This is a genomic window from Tychonema sp. LEGE 06208, from assembly GCF_015207505.1.
Lineage (GTDB): Bacteria > Cyanobacteriota > Cyanobacteriia > Cyanobacteriales > Microcoleaceae > Microcoleus.
Genome location: NZ_JADEWT010000001.1, coordinates 94,909 through 112,792, shown reverse-complemented (window position 1 = coordinate 112,792; position 17,884 = coordinate 94,909). Strand labels below are relative to the sequence as shown.

General features: G+C 47.1%; 18 protein-coding genes and 1 tRNA gene. 9 read left to right on the top strand and 10 right to left on the bottom strand.

Annotated elements, in window-relative coordinates:
* Positions 1-59 precede the first annotated feature (59 nt).
* The 5 genes from IQ263_RS00515 to IQ263_RS00495 all read right to left on the bottom strand — a co-directional run bounded on the left by IQ263_RS00515 (position 60) and on the right by IQ263_RS00495 (position 5,397).
* Positions 60-707 (bottom strand): type I restriction endonuclease, encoded by a 648-nt coding sequence (locus IQ263_RS00515; protein ID WP_194065659.1) that lies wholly within the window; start codon positions 705-707, stop codon positions 60-62.
* 204 nt (positions 708-911) lie between these two features.
* Positions 912-1,991, bottom strand: coding sequence for a class II fructose-bisphosphate aldolase (gene fba / locus IQ263_RS00510; protein ID WP_194012838.1), 1,080 nt, complete (start codon positions 1,989-1,991; stop codon positions 912-914).
* Between the two features lie 186 nt (positions 1,992-2,177).
* Positions 2,178-2,249 (bottom strand) — tRNA-Lys (locus tag IQ263_RS00505).
* A 67-nt stretch (positions 2,250-2,316) separates the two neighbouring features.
* Positions 2,317-3,216: an aldose epimerase family protein gene (locus tag IQ263_RS00500; RefSeq protein ID WP_194065658.1), complete on the bottom strand. Its 900-nt coding sequence runs from the start codon at positions 3,214-3,216 to the stop codon at positions 2,317-2,319.
* Positions 3,217-3,282: 66 nt separating this feature from the next.
* Positions 3,283-5,397, bottom strand: coding sequence for a CapA family protein (locus tag IQ263_RS00495; RefSeq protein WP_194065657.1), 2,115 nt, complete (start codon positions 5,395-5,397; stop codon positions 3,283-3,285).
* Between the two features lie 161 nt (positions 5,398-5,558).
* On the opposite strand from IQ263_RS00495, the gene IQ263_RS00490 reads away from it, so the two are divergent.
* The gene (locus tag IQ263_RS00490) at positions 5,559-5,738 is read left to right on the top strand and encodes a hypothetical protein (protein ID WP_194065656.1); all 180 of its coding nucleotides are present in this window, start codon (positions 5,559-5,561) and stop codon (positions 5,736-5,738) included.
* Between the two features lie 446 nt (positions 5,739-6,184).
* Here IQ263_RS00490 and IQ263_RS00485 read toward each other — a convergent pair whose 3' ends face one another.
* Together IQ263_RS00485 and IQ263_RS00480 are read right to left on the bottom strand one after the other, a co-directional pair.
* Complete coding sequence (locus IQ263_RS00485) at positions 6,185-6,364, bottom strand: hypothetical protein (protein WP_228049687.1); 180 nt, start codon at positions 6,362-6,364, stop codon at positions 6,185-6,187.
* A 600-nt stretch (positions 6,365-6,964) separates the two neighbouring features.
* Positions 6,965-7,207, bottom strand: coding sequence for a hypothetical protein (locus tag IQ263_RS00480; RefSeq protein ID WP_194012833.1), 243 nt, complete (start codon positions 7,205-7,207; stop codon positions 6,965-6,967).
* Between the two features lie 374 nt (positions 7,208-7,581).
* On the opposite strand from IQ263_RS00480, the gene IQ263_RS00475 reads away from it, so the two are divergent.
* Entirely contained in the window at positions 7,582-7,893 is a 312-nt protein-coding gene (locus IQ263_RS00475) for a DUF6679 family protein (RefSeq protein WP_106148100.1), read from the top strand.
* A 563-nt stretch (positions 7,894-8,456) separates the two neighbouring features.
* On the opposite strand, the gene IQ263_RS00470 is transcribed toward IQ263_RS00475, so the two are convergent.
* Positions 8,457-10,091, bottom strand: a complete 1,635-nt coding sequence (locus IQ263_RS00470; protein ID WP_194065654.1) for an MBL fold metallo-hydrolase — start codon at positions 10,089-10,091, stop codon at positions 8,457-8,459.
* A gap of 676 nt (positions 10,092-10,767) precedes the next feature.
* Here IQ263_RS00470 and IQ263_RS00465 point away from each other — a divergent pair.
* From IQ263_RS00465 to IQ263_RS00450, 4 genes are all read left to right on the top strand, one after another.
* Positions 10,768-11,637 carry a phycobilisome linker polypeptide gene (locus IQ263_RS00465; RefSeq protein WP_194065653.1) on the top strand — a complete coding sequence of 290 codons (870 nt, stop codon included), beginning with the start codon at positions 10,768-10,770 and terminating at the stop codon, positions 11,635-11,637.
* Between the two features lie 194 nt (positions 11,638-11,831).
* Complete coding sequence (locus IQ263_RS00460; protein ID WP_194065652.1) at positions 11,832-12,626, top strand: phycobilisome rod-core linker polypeptide; 795 nt, start codon at positions 11,832-11,834, stop codon at positions 12,624-12,626.
* A 297-nt stretch (positions 12,627-12,923) separates the two neighbouring features.
* Positions 12,924-13,682 (top strand): phycobilisome rod-core linker polypeptide, encoded by a 759-nt coding sequence (locus tag IQ263_RS00455; protein ID WP_194065651.1) that lies wholly within the window; start codon positions 12,924-12,926, stop codon positions 13,680-13,682.
* Between the two features lie 162 nt (positions 13,683-13,844).
* Complete coding sequence (locus IQ263_RS00450) at positions 13,845-14,378, top strand: phycobiliprotein lyase (RefSeq protein ID WP_194065650.1); 534 nt, start codon at positions 13,845-13,847, stop codon at positions 14,376-14,378.
* Between the two features lie 146 nt (positions 14,379-14,524).
* Here IQ263_RS00450 and IQ263_RS00445 read toward each other — a convergent pair whose 3' ends face one another.
* Entirely contained in the window at positions 14,525-14,665 is a 141-nt protein-coding gene (locus IQ263_RS00445; protein ID WP_194065649.1) for a hypothetical protein, read from the bottom strand.
* Positions 14,666-14,781: 116 nt separating this feature from the next.
* Between IQ263_RS00445 and IQ263_RS00440 the strand changes: the two genes are divergently transcribed.
* Positions 14,782-15,381, top strand: coding sequence for a chromophore lyase CpcT/CpeT (locus tag IQ263_RS00440; protein ID WP_194065648.1), 600 nt, complete (start codon positions 14,782-14,784; stop codon positions 15,379-15,381).
* Positions 15,382-15,405: 24 nt separating this feature from the next.
* Complete coding sequence (locus tag IQ263_RS00435) at positions 15,406-15,711, top strand: CpeR family transcriptional regulator (RefSeq protein ID WP_194065647.1); 306 nt, start codon at positions 15,406-15,408, stop codon at positions 15,709-15,711.
* 180 nt (positions 15,712-15,891) lie between these two features.
* On the opposite strand, the gene IQ263_RS00430 is transcribed toward IQ263_RS00435, so the two are convergent.
* Positions 15,892-16,482, bottom strand: a complete 591-nt coding sequence (locus tag IQ263_RS00430; protein ID WP_194065646.1) for a phycobiliprotein lyase — start codon at positions 16,480-16,482, stop codon at positions 15,892-15,894.
* A 256-nt stretch (positions 16,483-16,738) separates the two neighbouring features.
* Between IQ263_RS00430 and IQ263_RS00425 the strand changes: the two genes are divergently transcribed.
* Positions 16,739-17,575: a pentapeptide repeat-containing protein gene (locus tag IQ263_RS00425; RefSeq protein ID WP_194065645.1), complete on the top strand. Its 837-nt coding sequence runs from the start codon at positions 16,739-16,741 to the stop codon at positions 17,573-17,575.
* Positions 17,576-17,884 lie beyond the last annotated feature (309 nt).

The following is a 17,884-nucleotide window of genomic DNA, read 5'->3' as shown; positions in this document are numbered from 1 at the left end:
AATACCCCTTTATTTCTTAGTCCGCGCACCATCCGGACATCGTTTGTGTAGACGCGGTTTCAACCGCCGTCCGATCTAGTAATGCTTTGCCCTAAATGCTTCAAGACTTGAAATGCCGATCGCAATTCACTACCCACAGTATAGATCGAAAATGCCCGCGATAACCCGTATTCGGGCGTAGGTTGAGCCATAAGTTTCACAAACAACACATCATCGCCATTCGTCAACATCCCAAATCTCGGTTTATCCAGATCGGGATTTGCCATCATGTATGCTAATGCTTGGGGTAATGCCGATCGCACCGAAATCGTAGTCTTCTTACACTCCAAAACCATTACCCAAAGCTGATTCTGCAAAATCAAAATATCAATGCGTCCGCGCAGCGTTTCTTCCCCATCATCGATCGCAATTTCGACCGCAGCCTCAGCCTTCATTCTAAACGGTGGATCGTAGAAACCCGCCAGTTCTAACAAAGGTGATGCCACCAGCAAAGTCACTGACCCTTCTAACAACTCTCCATCTGCTCTATGATATAGCAATCTGCGTCGTAGCGTATCCAAAGCAGCTTGTTCAGAATCGCTGGGATTTGGCAATTGGGCTAGCCACTCAGTAAAAAAAGCCTCATCCTCAGTTCTGCTCAAATTCAACCTTGATTCAGCCTCAGCAAGGCTTTTAATAGCTTCTGTAACTGCAATAACCTTTGCCATTCCTTCACCTTTGATTCAAACGGTTTTTCACACGAAAATTAGTTTCATTGTAAGCAAAATTAGGGAAACTGCTATAGCGATCGCAGTTGTCAATAACAACTCTTATCGGTTTCTGTCCACAAACAAAAACCGGGCAACTTCGCAGCTACCCGGCTATCCAAACTTTAGACTTCAGATAAATCTCAAATCTCAAACCTAAAATTATTAAACAGCGACAGTCTTCTTAGTAGAAGAACTCAATTCGCCCTTAGCATACTTAGCTGCGAAATCGTCCAAAGAAACTTGCTTGATCTTTGTACCTTGACCGGCGCAACCAAAAGAGTTGTAACGATCGCTACAAACCTTCTGCATATACTTGATCGACGGCTTCAAGAAGTGGCGCGGATCGAATTCTTCGGGCTTAGCAAACAAAGCTTCGCGCACCGCAGCGGTAATCGCCAAACGGTTGTCAGTATCGATATTGATCTTGCGAACGCCGCACTTGATGCCCTTTTGGATTTCTTCCACAGGTACGCCGTAGGTTTCGCGGATTTTGCCGCCGTTGCTGTTGATGATTTCCAGCAATTCTTGGGGTACAGAAGAAGAACCGTGCATTACCAAGTGAGTATTGGGCAAGCGGCGGTGAATTTCTTCAATGCGGCTGATTGCCAAAATTTCGCCAGTCGGCTTGCGAGTGAACTTGTAAGCGCCGTGGGAAGTGCCGATCGCCACTGCGAGAGCATCAACGCCGGTTTGCTCAACGAAATTAACAGCTTCTTCGGGATCTGTGAGCAATTGATCGTGGGAAAGCGCACCTTCAAAGCCGTGGCCGTCTTCTGCTTCGCCCATTCCTGTTTCCAGAGAACCCAAGCAACCCAGTTCGCCTTCAACGCTAACGCCGATCGAATGAGCCACTTTCACAACTTCGCGAGTAACTTCAACGTTGTACTCGTAGCTGGCCGGAGTTTTAGCATCCGCTTCCAGAGAACCGTCCATCATTACGCTGGTGAAACCTTGGCGCATGGCAGAATAGCAAGTGCCGGGGGCATTGCCGTGGTCTTGGTGCATACAAATGGGAATGTGAGGATAGGTTTCAACTGCCGCCAAAATCAAATGGCGCAGGAAATTTTCCCCAGCGTAGGAGCGAGCGCCGCGAGAAGCTTGCAAGATCACAGGGCTGTTGGTTTCGTCAGCAGCGCGCATGATCGCTTGGATTTGCTCCATGTTGTTGACGTTGTAAGCCGGTAGGCCGTAACCGTTTTCAGCCGCGTGGTCGAGCAGCAGTCGCATAGGTACAAGCGCCATAGATATTCCTCCTAGTTATTTGTGTTTCTGGGCCGTGAATTTTAGACAAGCTCAATTCTTACGATAATCTTAAGACAATTTGTAGCCGATCGCGCATTATCTTTCCAAATTTCTACTTAAAAGCTCAAAAAACAAAATTTCGAGCTCCGAGCATTCAACTCGAAACTCAAAATTCTAGATTTTTAATGGGTCGCCCGGGATTTGAACCCGAGACCAATCGGTTAAAAGCCGAATGCTCTACCGCTGAGCTAGCGACCCGTGTAAACGTTGTTACCGCAGACAATTTCTAACAGTAGCACCCATCATTTCAAATAGCAAGTGTTTTTTAGAAAAAAGTTGCAGTCATCCGCACGATCGTCTCACAAGTCGCTCCCGGCTGCAAATAAATCAAGTGTTCGCCAGTGTTTAGAGCATTTCCAGGAGCAGTCCAAGGTTCCAGACAGTAAAAATCCTTGCCCTCGATCATCCAGAAGATCAACTTCCCATAGCTGGAATTGTAACTGAGGGTGAGCCGCAAGCCCCGCGCCGCGTCAGTAACAATAGCAGCAAGACCCGTGAGTTCATCAAAGGAAATATCTATTTCATCCAGCGTCGGGTCAAAAACCCCCGTGAAATAACCCTTAGAGTGGGTATTCCGATCTCTGTACTGCATCCCCGGAATCTGAAAGCGCAGATTTGTCTTGTCGGGAGCGAAAAAGTAAGGGTGCAAGCCGCTAGAAAAGGGCATGGGCTCGACACCAAGATTGGTGTATTCCTGCACAATTTCCAAAGAATTGCCTTTAATTTGATAAGTAAAAGCTAGCTGGAAATCAAACGGATAAACAGCTTGAGTCTTCTCGTCGCTTTTAAGCACTAGGGTAAGAGCCGCGCAACCCTCCGTGACTTGTTCCGTCGCCGTCCAAGGCAAATCGCGAGCAAAGCCGTGTCGTTCGAGCTGGCGCGAGACTCCTTTGTAGGTGTAGGTCTGGTCGGCGAGATTGCCGCAGATGGGAAACAAGATGGGAATCCCGCCGCGTACAGTTCGATCGGGATTGGCGAACCGTTCCGCGTCCAAGTACAACATTTCTTTGCCTTCAACCAGCCAGCTAGTGGCAATACCGCCCCGTTCCGGCACAACTTCTAGAGTAGAGTTAGCGGTTTCGTCGGAGAGGATATAGGTTTTATACTGCTTTTGCTTCAGCGCGATCGCAAACACATTTGTCATCGGTAGTAGGTCGTCGATCATTGGTTCTTAGTAAATCGGTCGTAATTGGTCGCTGCTAGTTGATTTTTGCCCATTACCGCCCCTTTTTTACCCCTGTGCATCATAGCTCCGACCTTCATAGGCCGTCCCCATCCTCGCAGTTATTATAGGAGGCAGCGCGATCGGCTGCTTAGACCGATCTCTGCTGGTGTCTGGAATGTTCCTGCGTGTCTGCTGCTCTGTGACCCCGACTTTGAAAGATAGAGCCCGAGTCGGGGGAAGATAGCTTTGGGGACTCATCGCCCCTCCTTGACTCCCAGATAGGGGCGCAATAAACGGTTCTTTGATGAATGGCTCTTTGGTAAAGGGATCTGCTTCCCGGTTGGGATTTTGAGGTTGAGTGTGGTAGATGCGCGGCGGCAAATCTTGATTTTGAGGCGGGCTTGACTCAATTGCAGGCCCAGCGCCGTTCTGAAATAATGAGGAGTTGTCCGGCTGTTTGGGTGCTGCAGGCAAAGCTGGCAAAATCGGAGTAGGTTTGGATTGTGCTGGGTCTGGCAGATTGCTTTCACCTGCTGTTTTGGGCGAATTCAGCCCTGGCCCGTCGATACCGCTCTTGGCTGGGGACAATGGATAGTTTGGAGTTTTTGGTGTAATTCCTGAGTTAATTGTGGCATCTAGAACTACAGAAGATCGCATTGGGCGATCGAAAATACTAGAAATTTGTTCGACGTGTTTGAGAATCCGATCGCCCGCCGCCCCATTCACAACCGAAGGCTGAAACTTTTTCACCTCCACAGGCAGAAATTCTACCTTCATATTCCTGTCTTTGAGCGATACTTTCAGGACTGCAGTATCGTAATCGCTGCGAGCATTCGCGCCGAATATAAAATCACCAAGCGAGTAAACAATTGGGCGGCCTTTGTAAACTTCTGCACCTTGGAGGACGTGGGGGTGGTGTCCCACTACCAAATCTGCTCCTTGGTCGATCGTAAACCGAGCCAAATCAATTTGCCAATCTCCCGGATAATCTGCCAACTCAACTCCCCAGTGGTAATTAACAATAATCCAGTCTACCTGACCCCTGAGAGCTCGAATATCCTCTGCCACGCGATTGTTGCGGCGGGGATTAGTACCAGCTTTCCCTTGGTCGGCAGAGTTAAGGTCGGTATCATAATAACTGAGGTAAGCGATCCGCTGACCCTTAACCTCAATAATATCTGGACGCCTAGCTTCTTTAATATTTCTACCGGCTCCCAGATGCCCAATTCCAGCATTATTTAGAGTATTTATAGTCTCCACCAGCCCCGGTTCCTCGTAATCCATAGCGTGGCTGTTTGCCAGATTGACAAGATCCACTCCTCCCGCTGTTAATATTTTCACCAATTCTGGATCGGCTTTAAAATTTAATTGTTTTTTATTCTTGGTCAAGGTAGAGGTAGTCAGGGGATTTTCTAGATTAACCATCGACACATCTGCTTGCCGATACTCGTCCATATTGGCAAAAGCCCAATCATAATCGTTACCGGCAGATGCTCCGATCGCATCCGATAGATTCACATTTCCCCCGAACATCAGCGTTACGGTGGGGTCGTAGGGATTAGCAACCTGCTTTTGTTGCACTACTGGTACTACTTCCAAAGCCGCTTGCACCGAATCTGGACGTTTGGGAGGCGGCCCCGAAATTAGCCCAGCTTGCTGGTACGGCGAGACTGGAGATACTAACCGCACGGCCAGAGCCTCGTGGTAGCTCACCCAGCACCCTAAAATAAATGAAGCAAGTGCCGATCCCACTAGCAGCAGAGAACGATACGTTTTAAATTTAACCCAATCTATGACGAATAGGGAACGATCGCGCCGCTGCCGCCGATTTGCCGGAGTCACAATTCGCACTGACTGTTTCCAGAGAATCTCTGGTTCTCCAGCCAACCGCGCGTGAATTCGCACCCCTTCTACCGCTGGGGAGTTGAGTCTCCAGACTTGGTGACAAATAAATTTGACTAAGCTTTCCCGGAGAGTGCTCCCCAGTAATGTAGTATCCGGCGCAAATTCCCGCTGGAATTCTACTAAGATTTGGACGCAGCCGGCTTGAGCTTGTTCGACACGAGCATAAATCCCTTCGGGTCTGAGCAAGCTGTCAATCCAGTAATTCAGGGCTTGAAAGTTGCCCGATCGCGCTAGTTCCAACATAGACGGCTGCGACCAATTTTCTGCATATACCATAAATTATCCTCCTTAACACATCGATCGCTTTAATTTGTTGTCAACTACCAGCCACCGCCGGCCGAGTACCGCTGCATGGTGTGCAGCATCTGAACTCCACCGCAACTCCAAAAACCTCGAAAGGATTGCTGCTTTGGCTTCAGTGTCCTACACATTAGGGAGTGCTGAGAATATCCCCGTACCCCTCGAATCTTCCCGGACAAGCAGCTTTATATATATTGCAATATTTCTGCTTCCGGCGCGATCGGCATCAAGTTCAAACCCCCGACATTCACAGCGAAAAATTAGCTTTTTCTGCGGTTGCTCGGTCTCAGAGGTCTGCCCAGAATTCGAGCAACTAAAGCGAGGTATAGCCTTTCTGTGCTCTCATATGAGGTACGCGGGATAGGGCATTGGCCCGCGCAGGGCGAGCGCGAAGCGGAGGGATTGGCCCGCGCAGGGCGAGCGCGAAGCGGAGGGATTGGGCATAGGGCATTGGGCTATCCTCACAATGCTTGATCACCGCTATATAATGCACCTAGATTTAGCTATTTAGCCAATAAACGCAGCCTTAAAGCAGACATAACTGGGCAATTATAGCAACAATTATTTAGCTCCTTCTTGATTAAATCTTCGCTTTTTGTTGCTCGTATTTTTGCTAAATGCGATCTAAATCTATCCGGTGTCTTGCTCCTATATTTGAGTTTAATTAAACCATTAAAATTAGCAATAGTAATCGCTATCTGGTGTTTGTATCAGCAATAAATCTTCTTTTTTCTCCCGACGAAACGATTAAAATTTGCGAAGCCTAACGGTTATCTTTACGCTGAAAAAACTGTTTAGCCTGTCGATCGGATTTAGCTTTGTGCAGTGCCACCTTGACCGAAGAGAAACTAGACTTGTTTGGCAAATCTGTTTCGAGGCGATATCTCAAACCCGCGTCCACACCATAAATTCTAGTGATATTTAGTGGATCGAAAGCAGGCATTTTAAGCTGTAGATTTACCATCAATTAATCAGTCTTCGATAATTTCCGACAGACAATCTTCGCAGCACCGATATCCTTGCACTAAGCAATCAGATAGATGTGCTGGTTGTAGCCGTCGGGAGGACAATGCGACCATCTAGCGTGTGAATACTGACTTGACGCTCGGTTTTAAAGTCGCAGTCACGCTGGTAGTTGAGCGTGCAAGTCCCGGAGGTGTACTTTGGAGCTTTGTCGAGCCCCTGGTATCGCCCTTTGGTATGCCGGTTCTCGATCGGTTCGCCTCTAATCGCTAAGGGGCTTTCCTATTTTGCTTAACTTTACTCTACAGCGTCTTAAAGTCGCGGCCACTTGTTCGATCGCAATTTCTTCCCACAGTCCGAACTGTTTTGAAGTCGCGGTCTGAAACTGTTGATTTTCCGTTGGTGATTGGATTGCCAGATCGCCCGAAAATCCTTATGATCAGGTGGGATATCAACAGCTCGATCGCAAAATTATACTATGTGAAAGCGGTCTGTGCAATCATCGCAGAGCATTTGTGAGCTGCCTCAAGCACCGCGACAGGGAGATCGAGTGACGAAGAGTTTTATCATGTCGGCTCGATTAACCGCAGTAAGATTCGATCGCGCGTGCGGAATGCAGGTATTGCAGAACTGAGCGGACGGTCATCCGCACGCGCGAACTGTGTTTATTGTCGCTTGCTTGGTGTCTCTGAGGGTTCGATCGCTCCCTCAAATCCTGATTCTGGGATGTATTGTGGCAAATGCGTCTGGCGAGAGATGTCGGTGGCTGCAAAATCTGCGATCGGATAAATGGCGTACTAGATAGATTTAGTGGTAAAATCAAATTTAGTAACACCCATCGGTGTTGAAGTTTCAAAAAAACGTGAAACTGGCTCGTCAATATGGCTGGGCCTTCCGATGTCAAACCCAAAGTACGTTACGGAACAATTGGCATAGGATTCCAGTCGTTACAGGACGGCTTTCATGATAAGTTACGTATTGTTGATTCGCCAGATGTCACAATCCGGTCTCAACTCTATAAATCCCAAAAATCTCAAATAGGTTGGGGCATCCACTATCGGAATAGGCAATATCAGGCAAGCTGTGCTTGCTGAAAGCTATTTGAAATCCAGAATCCCTATGCCTTGAGGTTGGGGATTATGTCAATGTAAACAGGCAATCTTTTTAAGCAAATACACTGCGCAGGAGAACTGACAAATGCTACAGCGCAAAATCTATCAACTCTGTTGTGATGGTCGTGAGGTTTCTATTTTTCTTCGAGATCAGCAACGTTGGATAGAGCGCGCTCGTATCCTAGATATTGAAGGGGATCTAGTCACGCTGCGCTACGAAACCGACGAAGAAGACGAAATTAGCTCCTGGGAAGAAATGGTGCGTCTAGAAAGTATTGGAGCTGTATCCCAGAAGTTGGCTTCGGTGTCGAGAACTAACTGCGAACCCCTAGTTTCTGACGATTGTCCCGAAGCGGAACAAATTCGCAATCATTACCCCGACTCGAATTTAGATTAGTTTTGAGCTCGCGCTTGAAGCAAAAATAAGATTTGGGGGAAAATCAAACGATTTTTCTCCCTTTTTTCTGGAAGAATTACCAAAAAATTGGGTTTAAGGAGAATATTTCTTGCCTCTGTTTTTTTGATAAAATTTTGGGGACGCTGCGGGGATCAACGTCTCACAAGAAAAAAAAGATTTTTGTGGGACGGACAGGGGAGCATCTGGGGCTTTGTAAAAAGCATTTTTTGATGATAGTGCTGTCCCCGCTCTCGTATTGTACTCGCGATCCGAGACAGCACTATAAATACAAAACACAGATGCTCCCACGGACACTGGGCTAGCCCGTCTTAAAAACGAAGATTTAATAACTTAAGCATCTGCCACGATTTTCTCTCTCCAGAAGCCGCGAGGTAAAGAGAGGCAGAGCCAAAGCATCTGCATTACCAGGCAGAGCGAAAGTAACGAGCAACGAGCAATCGCTTAAGTTATTAAATTTTCACTCAAGTATCTTGATGAATGCAAAACACAGAAGCTCTCCTTTGTTTGTCTTGGTGCGGGCTGGCTTCAAGGTGCCCTACAGCTCACTCACCTTCTGTTTCCGCATCTAGGAAAAGTTCTGACTCCGATATCGATTCAAACACCGGACAGTAACCGTCGGGAGTAACTTTAAAGCCAAACAAAGGACTGGACTGGTTCCAACAGCGCTGGCCGCGGTAGTGCTGGCAATTGCCGCAGCATTCGAGGTTGGTGGCAACGGGGCTGCCTTGAAAAAGCAGTTCCCGCTGGGAAATGCCGCGCAGTACAAGTTCTTCGCCTTGCCAGCGGGCTTCTACTAAACCGGTATCGGCAAAGTTTGCCCACCGAGGATCGGCTGTTATCGGACTCGGCAAGCTAATGGCTACCTCTGTGCCTAATTCGCTGAGTTCTCCTTCATAGTTAGTTTCGGGGATCGCGGGCTGCAAAAACATTTCCCCGATCGGCAATTCGACGATCGTACCCGTCGCCGGAGTGTGCAACTGATAGCGGTTGCGGAGCTCGTCTAAGTTAGCCAAATCAGCCAAATAGGCGGGGGAACCATGCACAAAAATTACGTGCTGGGGACGCAAGTTGTGGATGAGCTGGGTAGTCCCCGGGCCGTCGCAGTGTTCGGCTAGCAAATAAGTTTCGAGGCTTCTGACTCCTGATTCGGCCCAGTTGGGCAGCCAGTCCCGGAGCGGATATCCGGGTTTTTGAGGTGCGAGCAAAATCCAAGGATTTGTCCGATCGGCAACATACAAATTCAAATCAGCAATGCGGTCAGTAATCACAATACAAGGTGTAGAACCCAATCCGGCGCGCCCTTGGGCCGACAGTCGGCGGACGCGGGGTTTCACCCTTTCGTCCCAAAACAAAGGTTGGTGCAGAGCAAAATTTTGGACAGCCGTGGGAAATTGGGGCAGCAGTTCCAGATAAGCGTCGCAGCCGTCGGCGACGGTGCCGTCTACCCAAATATCCAAGTCGCGGCCTGTGAAATAGTGGTGGCTGCGGAGCAGCATCAGCAGTTCTTGGCCCAAACCCATCGCCGGCGAGGGTAGGAGTACCGAGTACCCGTCGCCGATCGCCCGGTGGATGCGATCGGCTAATTGATTTTCCAGTTGTCGGCGGTGAGGGTGGCGCGCCGTGCCGTAACTGCCTTCCAAAATTAACACGTCCGGCTTCATGCCTCGGAGTTCTCCCAGTGGCAAACCTTCTACCAAACGAGAATTGGACAGGAAAAAGTCGCCCGTGTAAACGAGGGTGTAGGTGCGGTGGGGGGCTGTATAGGTCAGCAGTACAGCGGCCGCTCCGGGCAAATGGCCCGACGGGAACAACTGCACGGTCAGCCCAGGTCGCAGTTCGATCGACGACTGCCAGGGCAGTCCCTGACAGAAACGGGACTCCGGCTGCTGAGATTGTTCCGGCCAGTTGAGTGGTAGCAGTCGCGCTGTGACTTCGCTGGCGTAAATTGGCAAGTGCGGGAAAGACTTGTGAAGTGCTAGCAAACCTCTGGCGTGGTCGGAGTGGGCGTGGGTGCACACCACAAAATCGGCTGGGAGCGATCGATCTAGTTTCGCTGACAGGGGCGATACATCCTCTACACCGCAGTCAAGTAAAATGCGGTGCGGCCCCATGCGGACTAGCAAACAGACCCCTTCCTGTGCGTGGCCTGCGCCGTAAGGTAAACAATCGAGATCCATCACTGGGTTTAGTCCCCTGTTTTGCGCGCAATTTGCAGTATCGCGAGATCTAAAATATGGGCTGCGACTGCATTTATTTCGATCGAGTTCAGTTACCGACGCGCGATCGACCAGCTTTGACAAACTAAAATATTTTTCCCGACACAAAAACCAGGTCGATCGCGCGTCGTCCAATAGCCCTAGAGTTTAATATTGGCTCGAAGGCTCCGGCTCCCGTGCAAGGAAAGTAATAGAACTTTAAGAGTTGATGCAGCGCCCTGAAAGCGATTTTCCGAAGGCAGCGACTCTTGGGTTTTGGCCTTTCGACAAACTTAATGCTACTGGTTGCGGGCATCAAAAGTTAAATTTTATTGCACCTTGTAATAGCAGCGAACTCGATCTCGTATTCTGAGTTTTAAATCTTTTTTCACAATTTGCGCCTGCTAAAAGCTAGTCTTTTTTATGAGAAGATTTTAATTCAGCAGCCCAAAGATGTTGACAAAACTTTACAAATCTTCATCTCTAGGGTTTTGAGGGCGGTGTATAGTCCAAAAAGGAAAACTTGGAGAACCAGATTCGCGCTAGCTAACTGCTGCTGTCAGGGCAGATAGGGAGTTTATGAGTTCGATCGGTTTCTTTGTAAAAGTTTGATACATTTTTCTAAGCAAACCTTGTGGCTATCCAGGAGAGAGTTTAAATGGCTTTTGGACCTGCATCTCAATTGGGCGTCGCCCTATTTGAAGACACAGACCCTGTTCAGTTGTGGCCCGGACGCTCGGATGAGGAAGCCGCCACCGTAATTCAAGCAGTGTACCGACAAGTTTTGGGCAATGCTTATGTAATGGAAAGCGAACGGCTTGCGGTTCCCGAATCGCAGCTCAAACGCGGTGAAATCAGCGTCCGCGAGTTCGTGCGCCAAGTAGCGAAATCGGAACTTTACCGATCGCGCTTTTTTGACGTTTGTCCGCGCTACCGCTATACGGAGCTGACTTTCAAGCACCTGTTAGGTAGAGCGCCAGAGGGCTACCAAGAAACGAAGCATCACAGCAATATCCTCGATGCAAGCGGCTTTGAAGCTGATATCGATGCCTACATCGACAGCGACGAATACCAAAATGCTTACGGGGAAGACACAGTACCGTATTACCGCGGCTACAAAACCCAAACGGGCAAGAACATGGTTGGTTTTACCTATATGTTCCAACTGCTGCGGGGTGCTTCCAGCAGCGACCTGAAGGGCAGTTTGGCTGGTAACAGTCCCAAATTGTACAAGCACGTAATTCAAGAAACGCCCCTAGCTGTAATCGCTCCTTCAGGCGGTTCCGACGGCTGGGCGTTCCAAGATTCGCCGGTTGGCGCTCGGACTCGTCACGGAGCCGGGGCTGGCGAAGAAGGCAAGGTATACCGGATCGAAGTTACGGCTTATCGATCGAATGTGGTCAACCGCGTCTCGAAATTCCGTCGCAGCAACCAAGTCTATCTGGTTCCTTTTGACAAATTATCGCAAGAGTACCAGCGGATTCACCAAATGGGCGGCGTGATTGCTAGCATCACACCGGTGAGCTAGGAAACAGCAAAATGTTTGAGTAAGGTGCGTATTGCGAACGCTACGTTAATTGCGGATGTAACGCTGACTGGGGTAGGTACGCAGTGCGCGCTTTACAGTTATTTTGGAAGCAATCTACTCGCAAAAATTAACAGAGTGGAAAAGCAGATTTTCAAAGTTTTTTATCAACTGAATAGGAAGGGGGAAAAGTACAAATGGTCAGTACAGCACCAGCAGTAAAATTCGGAATAGAAGCTTTTTCTGGCGCACCAGTTGAGCTGTGGCCTGCAAGCGGTTTGGAAGAGTTACAAGTCGTGATTCGAGCAGCCTACCGGCAGGTTTTGGGCAACGCTTACGTGATGGAAAGCGAGCGTTTGACGAGCGCAGAATCTCAGTTGTGCGATGGTAGCACTTCCGTGCGCGACTTCGTGCGGGCGATCGCCAAATCAGAAATGTATCGCGCCCGTTTTTTTGAAACAGCTTCTCCCTACCGATTTGTCGAACTCAATTTCAAACATTTGTTAGGTCGAGCACCTCAAGATCAAGCCGAGATTTCCGAGCACGTTCGCCGGTACAACGAACACGGTTACGACGCAGAAATTGATTCTTATCTTGACAGCCAAGAATATCAAGAAAACTTTGGCGAAAATACCGTACCTTTCTACCGCGCTGCTGTCAGCCAAGTCGGTCAAAAACAAGTAGGCTACAACCGGATTTTTGCTCTGTTCCGCGGCCCTGCCGAAACTGACACAAATAAGGATTCTCAGCTAACCTATGCTGTGGCCACTAACAGCACCAACAAGATTGTACCGCCGATGTCTGGAGGCCGTAGCGGTTATGCCGACGCGACTGAAAAGATGTTTAAGATTGTGGTGCAAGGTGCTAAATACAACCAACCCCGCCGCCGCAGCACTGTGGAATATATTGTTCCTGGTAACAGAATGACTCCCCAAATTCAGCGGATTAATCGCACGAGCGGCCGAATTGTCAGCATCACTGAAATTGGATAATTGGTAATGGATAATTGGTGATTGCGAAGGGTAATTGCGAAGGTAAAGAAAAAGGATGAATGATGAATTCAAACTTGAGAAATTACCAATAAAAAAGAGGAATTACCATCGTCGAAGCGTGCAAGATTTGAGAATTTGCGAGTTACCAATTACCAGTTAGATCGTTGCCGATCAATCCCTCGTAATCAAAATAGTTCGATGGTGCGGAATGCAAGTTTTCACGATTGGAGGACTGGCATTGCGAACGGTCGAACTAATTACAATTACCAAAGCAATTGAAAATTAGGAGAAAATCAAATGTCTTTATGGGCTGTGGAATCGACACCGGTAGAACTGCGAGCAAATGCTACAGAAGATGATTTGCAAACAGTGATTCGGGCTGTTTACAAACAAGTCTTGGGTAACGCACACTTGATGGAGTGCGATCGACTAACGAGTGCTGAATCGCTGTTGCGAAATGGCGATATCACCGTCAAGGGTTTTGTGAACTTGGTAGCCAAATCGGATTTGTATCGATCGCTCTTTTTTGAGTCGAGTTCCCCCTATCGGTTTATCGAACTCAATTCTAAGCATTTGTTGGGCCGCGCCCCTGCCGATCAATCGGAAATTTCCCAGCACGTTATCACTTATAACGAGCAAGGATACGATGCTGAAATTGACTCTTATCTCGATAGCAACGAGTACAATTCAAGTTTTGGCGAGAATACTGTTCCCTATGCCCGCAGCACTCGCAGCCAAGTTGGCAACAAAAATGTTGGTTTCAATCGGATGTTTGCTTTGTACCGCGGCGATGCTACTAGCGATGCCAGCAATAAGGCAAAATTGATTACCGATGTAGCTGCTAATCTCGGCACAAAAATCAAAGCTCCTGCTAGCAGTTTCGGTGCTTACAGCAATACTGGTAAGCGTTTTCGGATCTCGGCTGTCAAGGGTAGTGGCTCTCGGAGAAAGGTGAGCAATGTAACTTATGAAGTGGGTTACAGCCAGTTGTCTCAGAACATTCAGTATATCAATAAGAGTGGGGGAAAAATCCTCAGCATTACTGAGGTTGGTTAGAGGGATAGTTGGTCAGTAGTTATTGGTTATTGGTTATTGGTTGTTGGTTATTGGTTATTGGTTGTCATCAATAACTAATAACTAATAACTAATTACCGATAACCGATAAGAAATTACAAATTACCGATAACTGATTTAAAATTACAAATTACCAATTAGCAGATGCAGTTAAGTGAATTTATCGATCGTTCAATTGGCAAATGGCGATCGCAACGCAGCGCTCACCATTTAGCATTCAGTCACTTTGAGGAAGTTCGTTCTAGAATTGACATTGTAGCGCTGAATGCCGACGATGCAGAAGTAGTTGAGCTTTGTCGATCGTACAATATCGATCCTGCTGACGCTGCTCATCCTTTTCGGATGAGTTGGGAGGGCGAGTCGGATTGGGACGAAAAAGAGGTACTAGAAGGCAGTTGCGTGCTCGTACCCGTGCCAAATCCCGAAAATCCGTCCCAAGGGAAACTGCTGCGCGATCGCGGGTATGCTGAGACAGTGCCTGCTGTTGGCCGCTACCAGTTGACAGAGGACGGAACTTTTATTTTAATTACAGAGTACGATCGCGCCGCTGCAGAAGAGCGCATCTGGTTCGGTACTCCCAATTTGCGCTTCCGCGTCTCCCTAATCAAAACAAGCGACGGCGCAGGCGTTACCACCGCTTCTTTTTCATCAGAAATCCGCTGTTTGTCCGCTAATTAGTCATTAGTCATTAGTCATTAGTCATTAGTCATTAGTCGCTAGTTGTTAGTTGTTAGTTGTTAGTTGTTAGTAATTAGTCAGTGGTCATTAGTCATTGGTCATTAGTGGTTGACAACTACCGATTACGAATTACCAACTACGTTGATTCACGACTCGGAAGTCACGAATACAGCAATAGCTGTTTTTTCCTTCTTCCTTCTTCCTCCTGGTTTTTTCTCTTCTGCCTCCTTCCTTCCTTCTTCCTTCTGCCTGATGACGTTGTACGGAAAGCTCGGAGGCGATAGCAAAACATGACTAATGACTGATGACTAATGACTAATGACTTCTTCCTTCTTCCGACGGACTTACATCCGTTACATCCCGTACATAATCCGTTGCCGAACTTCCTTCTTCCTTTTACCCAATGACAAGTGAACTTATCGCCCTAGCTAACTTGATGGCCGGGCATTTCAGCAACCAAAAGCAATCAATTGCAAATCCGCAAAATTACGCTCACATTCGGGTTTTGTTTCGGCCTTTACCCTTTGAGTTTTTTGGCGGCATTGGTTTTTATTCCGAACAAGTTTATGACTACGATGTGTGGAATCCTTACCGTCAAGGAATTCACCGACTTGTCGAACAAGAAGATCAAATTTATATAGAAAATTATGGTCTAAAAGATGGTATGCTTTATGCAGGTGCAGGACGAGAATTAGATATTTTGATGACGATTACGCCGGATAGTATTGAACGCCGCTATAACTGTTCAATGGTATTTAAGAGAGATGGCGAAATATTTCGAGGAAGCGTAGAACCCGGGCAGAAGTGTTTGATTAATCGCAAGGGATGCGAGACTTATTTAGTGAGTGATGTGGAATTAACAGAGCATACTTGGACAAGTTTAGACCGAGGAATGGATGTTAATACTGGCGAGCAAGTTTGGGGTTCGACTGAAGGGCCTTTGCTGTTTGATAAAGTCGAAAGTTTTGCTAGTGAAGTGCCTGCGACCGCGTTAGTAATATGATAAAAGCTGAACGTTTAAAATATTATGCTGCCGCCTTTAGCTAGAAAAAAAATGGAGTGCTGGATTCGGAGCCGGCATTTGATTTGTTCGGGAAATTTTTTTATATTTGAAACTCTAGAATATCCTACTATTGAAAATTTTGGGGAGTGCATTGAGAGTTTGGGCGGAACTTTTATTTGCGTTCACCCGATTAATAAAGTTTGGATTGGCAATCACCGAAAAGTTATTTTATATCAAGCTAAGGCGAGTTTGCACACTCCTCAGCACGAGCTCAAGCAATACTGGATTAAATACGGCAGTTTTTATACTAGGTTTGATGAACGCTGTTAAATAAAAATCTGCGGTTGAAATTAGATAATTTTTAGGCTTGTTTTCTCAAATATGATGTAAGGTGCGTCGCCCTGAGATTGTTAATTGGATGTACGGATTTTTAATGGCGACGCACCCTACAAATACTACAAATCTTTGAATATGTAAGAATTATTCAGTCGGACATGATATGGCTGATGACTAATGAGTGATGAGTTGTTGCTGTTGAATGATTTGCTGTAAATCTGCGGGTGCGACGCAGCGGCGTTCTGAGCTGTAAGTCATAAGATTGATGCCGTTCATCATGCGTACTGTGCTGACGCGCACGCGGAAATCGTCAGTGATAAACCAGCAGCGTTCTTGACCTTGATTTTTTTCATATTCGGTGTCGATTGTTAATACTCCATCGGTTGCAAAATTGTATCTCCCGATGACTGGTATTCCTTCTACATAGCCTTGGTTGCGGAGAAATTTTCCTGATTGGGGATTGTTTCGATCGGGAATATCTACTAGAATGGCTGCGTAATTTGGGTTTGGTTCTTTGTCTTGTGCGTCTAGGGTTGTCTGCCACATGAATATAGCTCCACCGACGGCTAGTGCTGGATTTACTGCTTGCTTTTCGCAAATTTCTTGTATTTTGGGGTGGTCTTTTTCCATGATTTGAATGATGAGATTTGATTCGCCTGACTCGTCTGCTACTGCGTCGAAGTGATGGACTGAACGCTGCGAAAACCAGGTTCCTTCGCTTTTGCGAAAGAAGTCCATCATTGTCATCGGCGGTTGGATTTTCATGGTATTTGTGACCTCTGCTGATTTTTGGGCAATGCGGTTTTCTCGATTTTACTAAATTTGAGAATGTTTGATTGTAAAGTTTAGTAATTCTAGCAGCCAAAAAGAAGATAAATGCTGGCTTGTGCTTCTAACCGACATTCAGTAAATGATTCGCAATTGAAAATTAAAAATTAAAAATCGAAAATGGCGTGAGGGATGTCGGGAGGGGTTCTGGTCAAGGTATAATCAGTTGGATTGAGGTGTTTTTTTTAAAGAAATGGTTAATTTAACGATCGATCGCACAAATTTTGATTCGGAGAGTTTACTGGCTGCTGTGAAGTCGGGGCAGAGTTTGGCAGGGGTTGATTTGAGCGGGGTTGATTTGTACGATCGCGATTTGAGCGGTGCTAAGCTTGACGGTGCTAACCTCGCGGGTGCTAGTTTGATTGGTGTTAACCTGTGCGGTGCAGATTTGAGCGGTGCTAATCTGGTTGAAGCGGATTTGCGCGGTGCTAATTTGCAAGGGGCGATTTTGCAGTCGGCTGCTTTGCAAAACAGTTGTTTGTGCAGGGCTTCTTTGCAGAATGCTAATCTGAGCGAGGCTGATTTGAGCGGCTCGAAATTGCAAGTTGCTATCTACGATTCGCTGACAGTTTGGCCGTCGGGTTTTAGATTCAAAAGTTGCGGCGCTGTGGGGCCTGGAGCTATTTTGACTGGGGCTTTTTTAAATACGGCTAATTTGCGGTTTGTGGATTTGAGGGGTGCTAATTTGCTGGGCGCTTATTTAAGCGGGGCTGATTTGACTGGTGCTAATCTGCAAGGTGTGGGTTTGAGCGGCGCTAATTTGCGGAGGGCTTTTTTGACTGGTGCTTGCTTGCGAGATGCGCGGTTAAATGGTGCGGAATTGCAGGGTGTTGATTTTCGAGCTGCTGATTTGACTAATGCTAGTTTCGATCATGTTACTAGCATTGAGGGTGCGGATTTTACTGGGGTTCGCGGACTTGACGAAGGGGTGAGGGCGATGCTTTGTCACCGGAGTTCGGCGGAGTTGGATAGTTGGAATTCTTATAGTAGAACTACTACTCGCGAAAGTTTGAATTGCGAGGGTGTTTGATTGTTTGATATTTTTTTGAGAATAGTAGCCGATCGCAATTAACGCTGAAATCAGGATCGATCGCCAAAACTCGGTTTTCTTAATAAAAAATCGGGTTTTTTTGATTTGGCATTAATCGCAAAATTTGGTAGCCCTGGCCCCCAATGACACTCGCCATTGAGATCGTGTTGGACGAGCAATCGCTGTCGGCGACAAAAATTATTTAGACAAAAAACTTGACATCAACCGGTAATCGAAAGTAAAAATAAATAACAGCAATAATAAATATGAGGCTTTATGTTTGATTCGCGCATCGGCGATCGGCAAGTA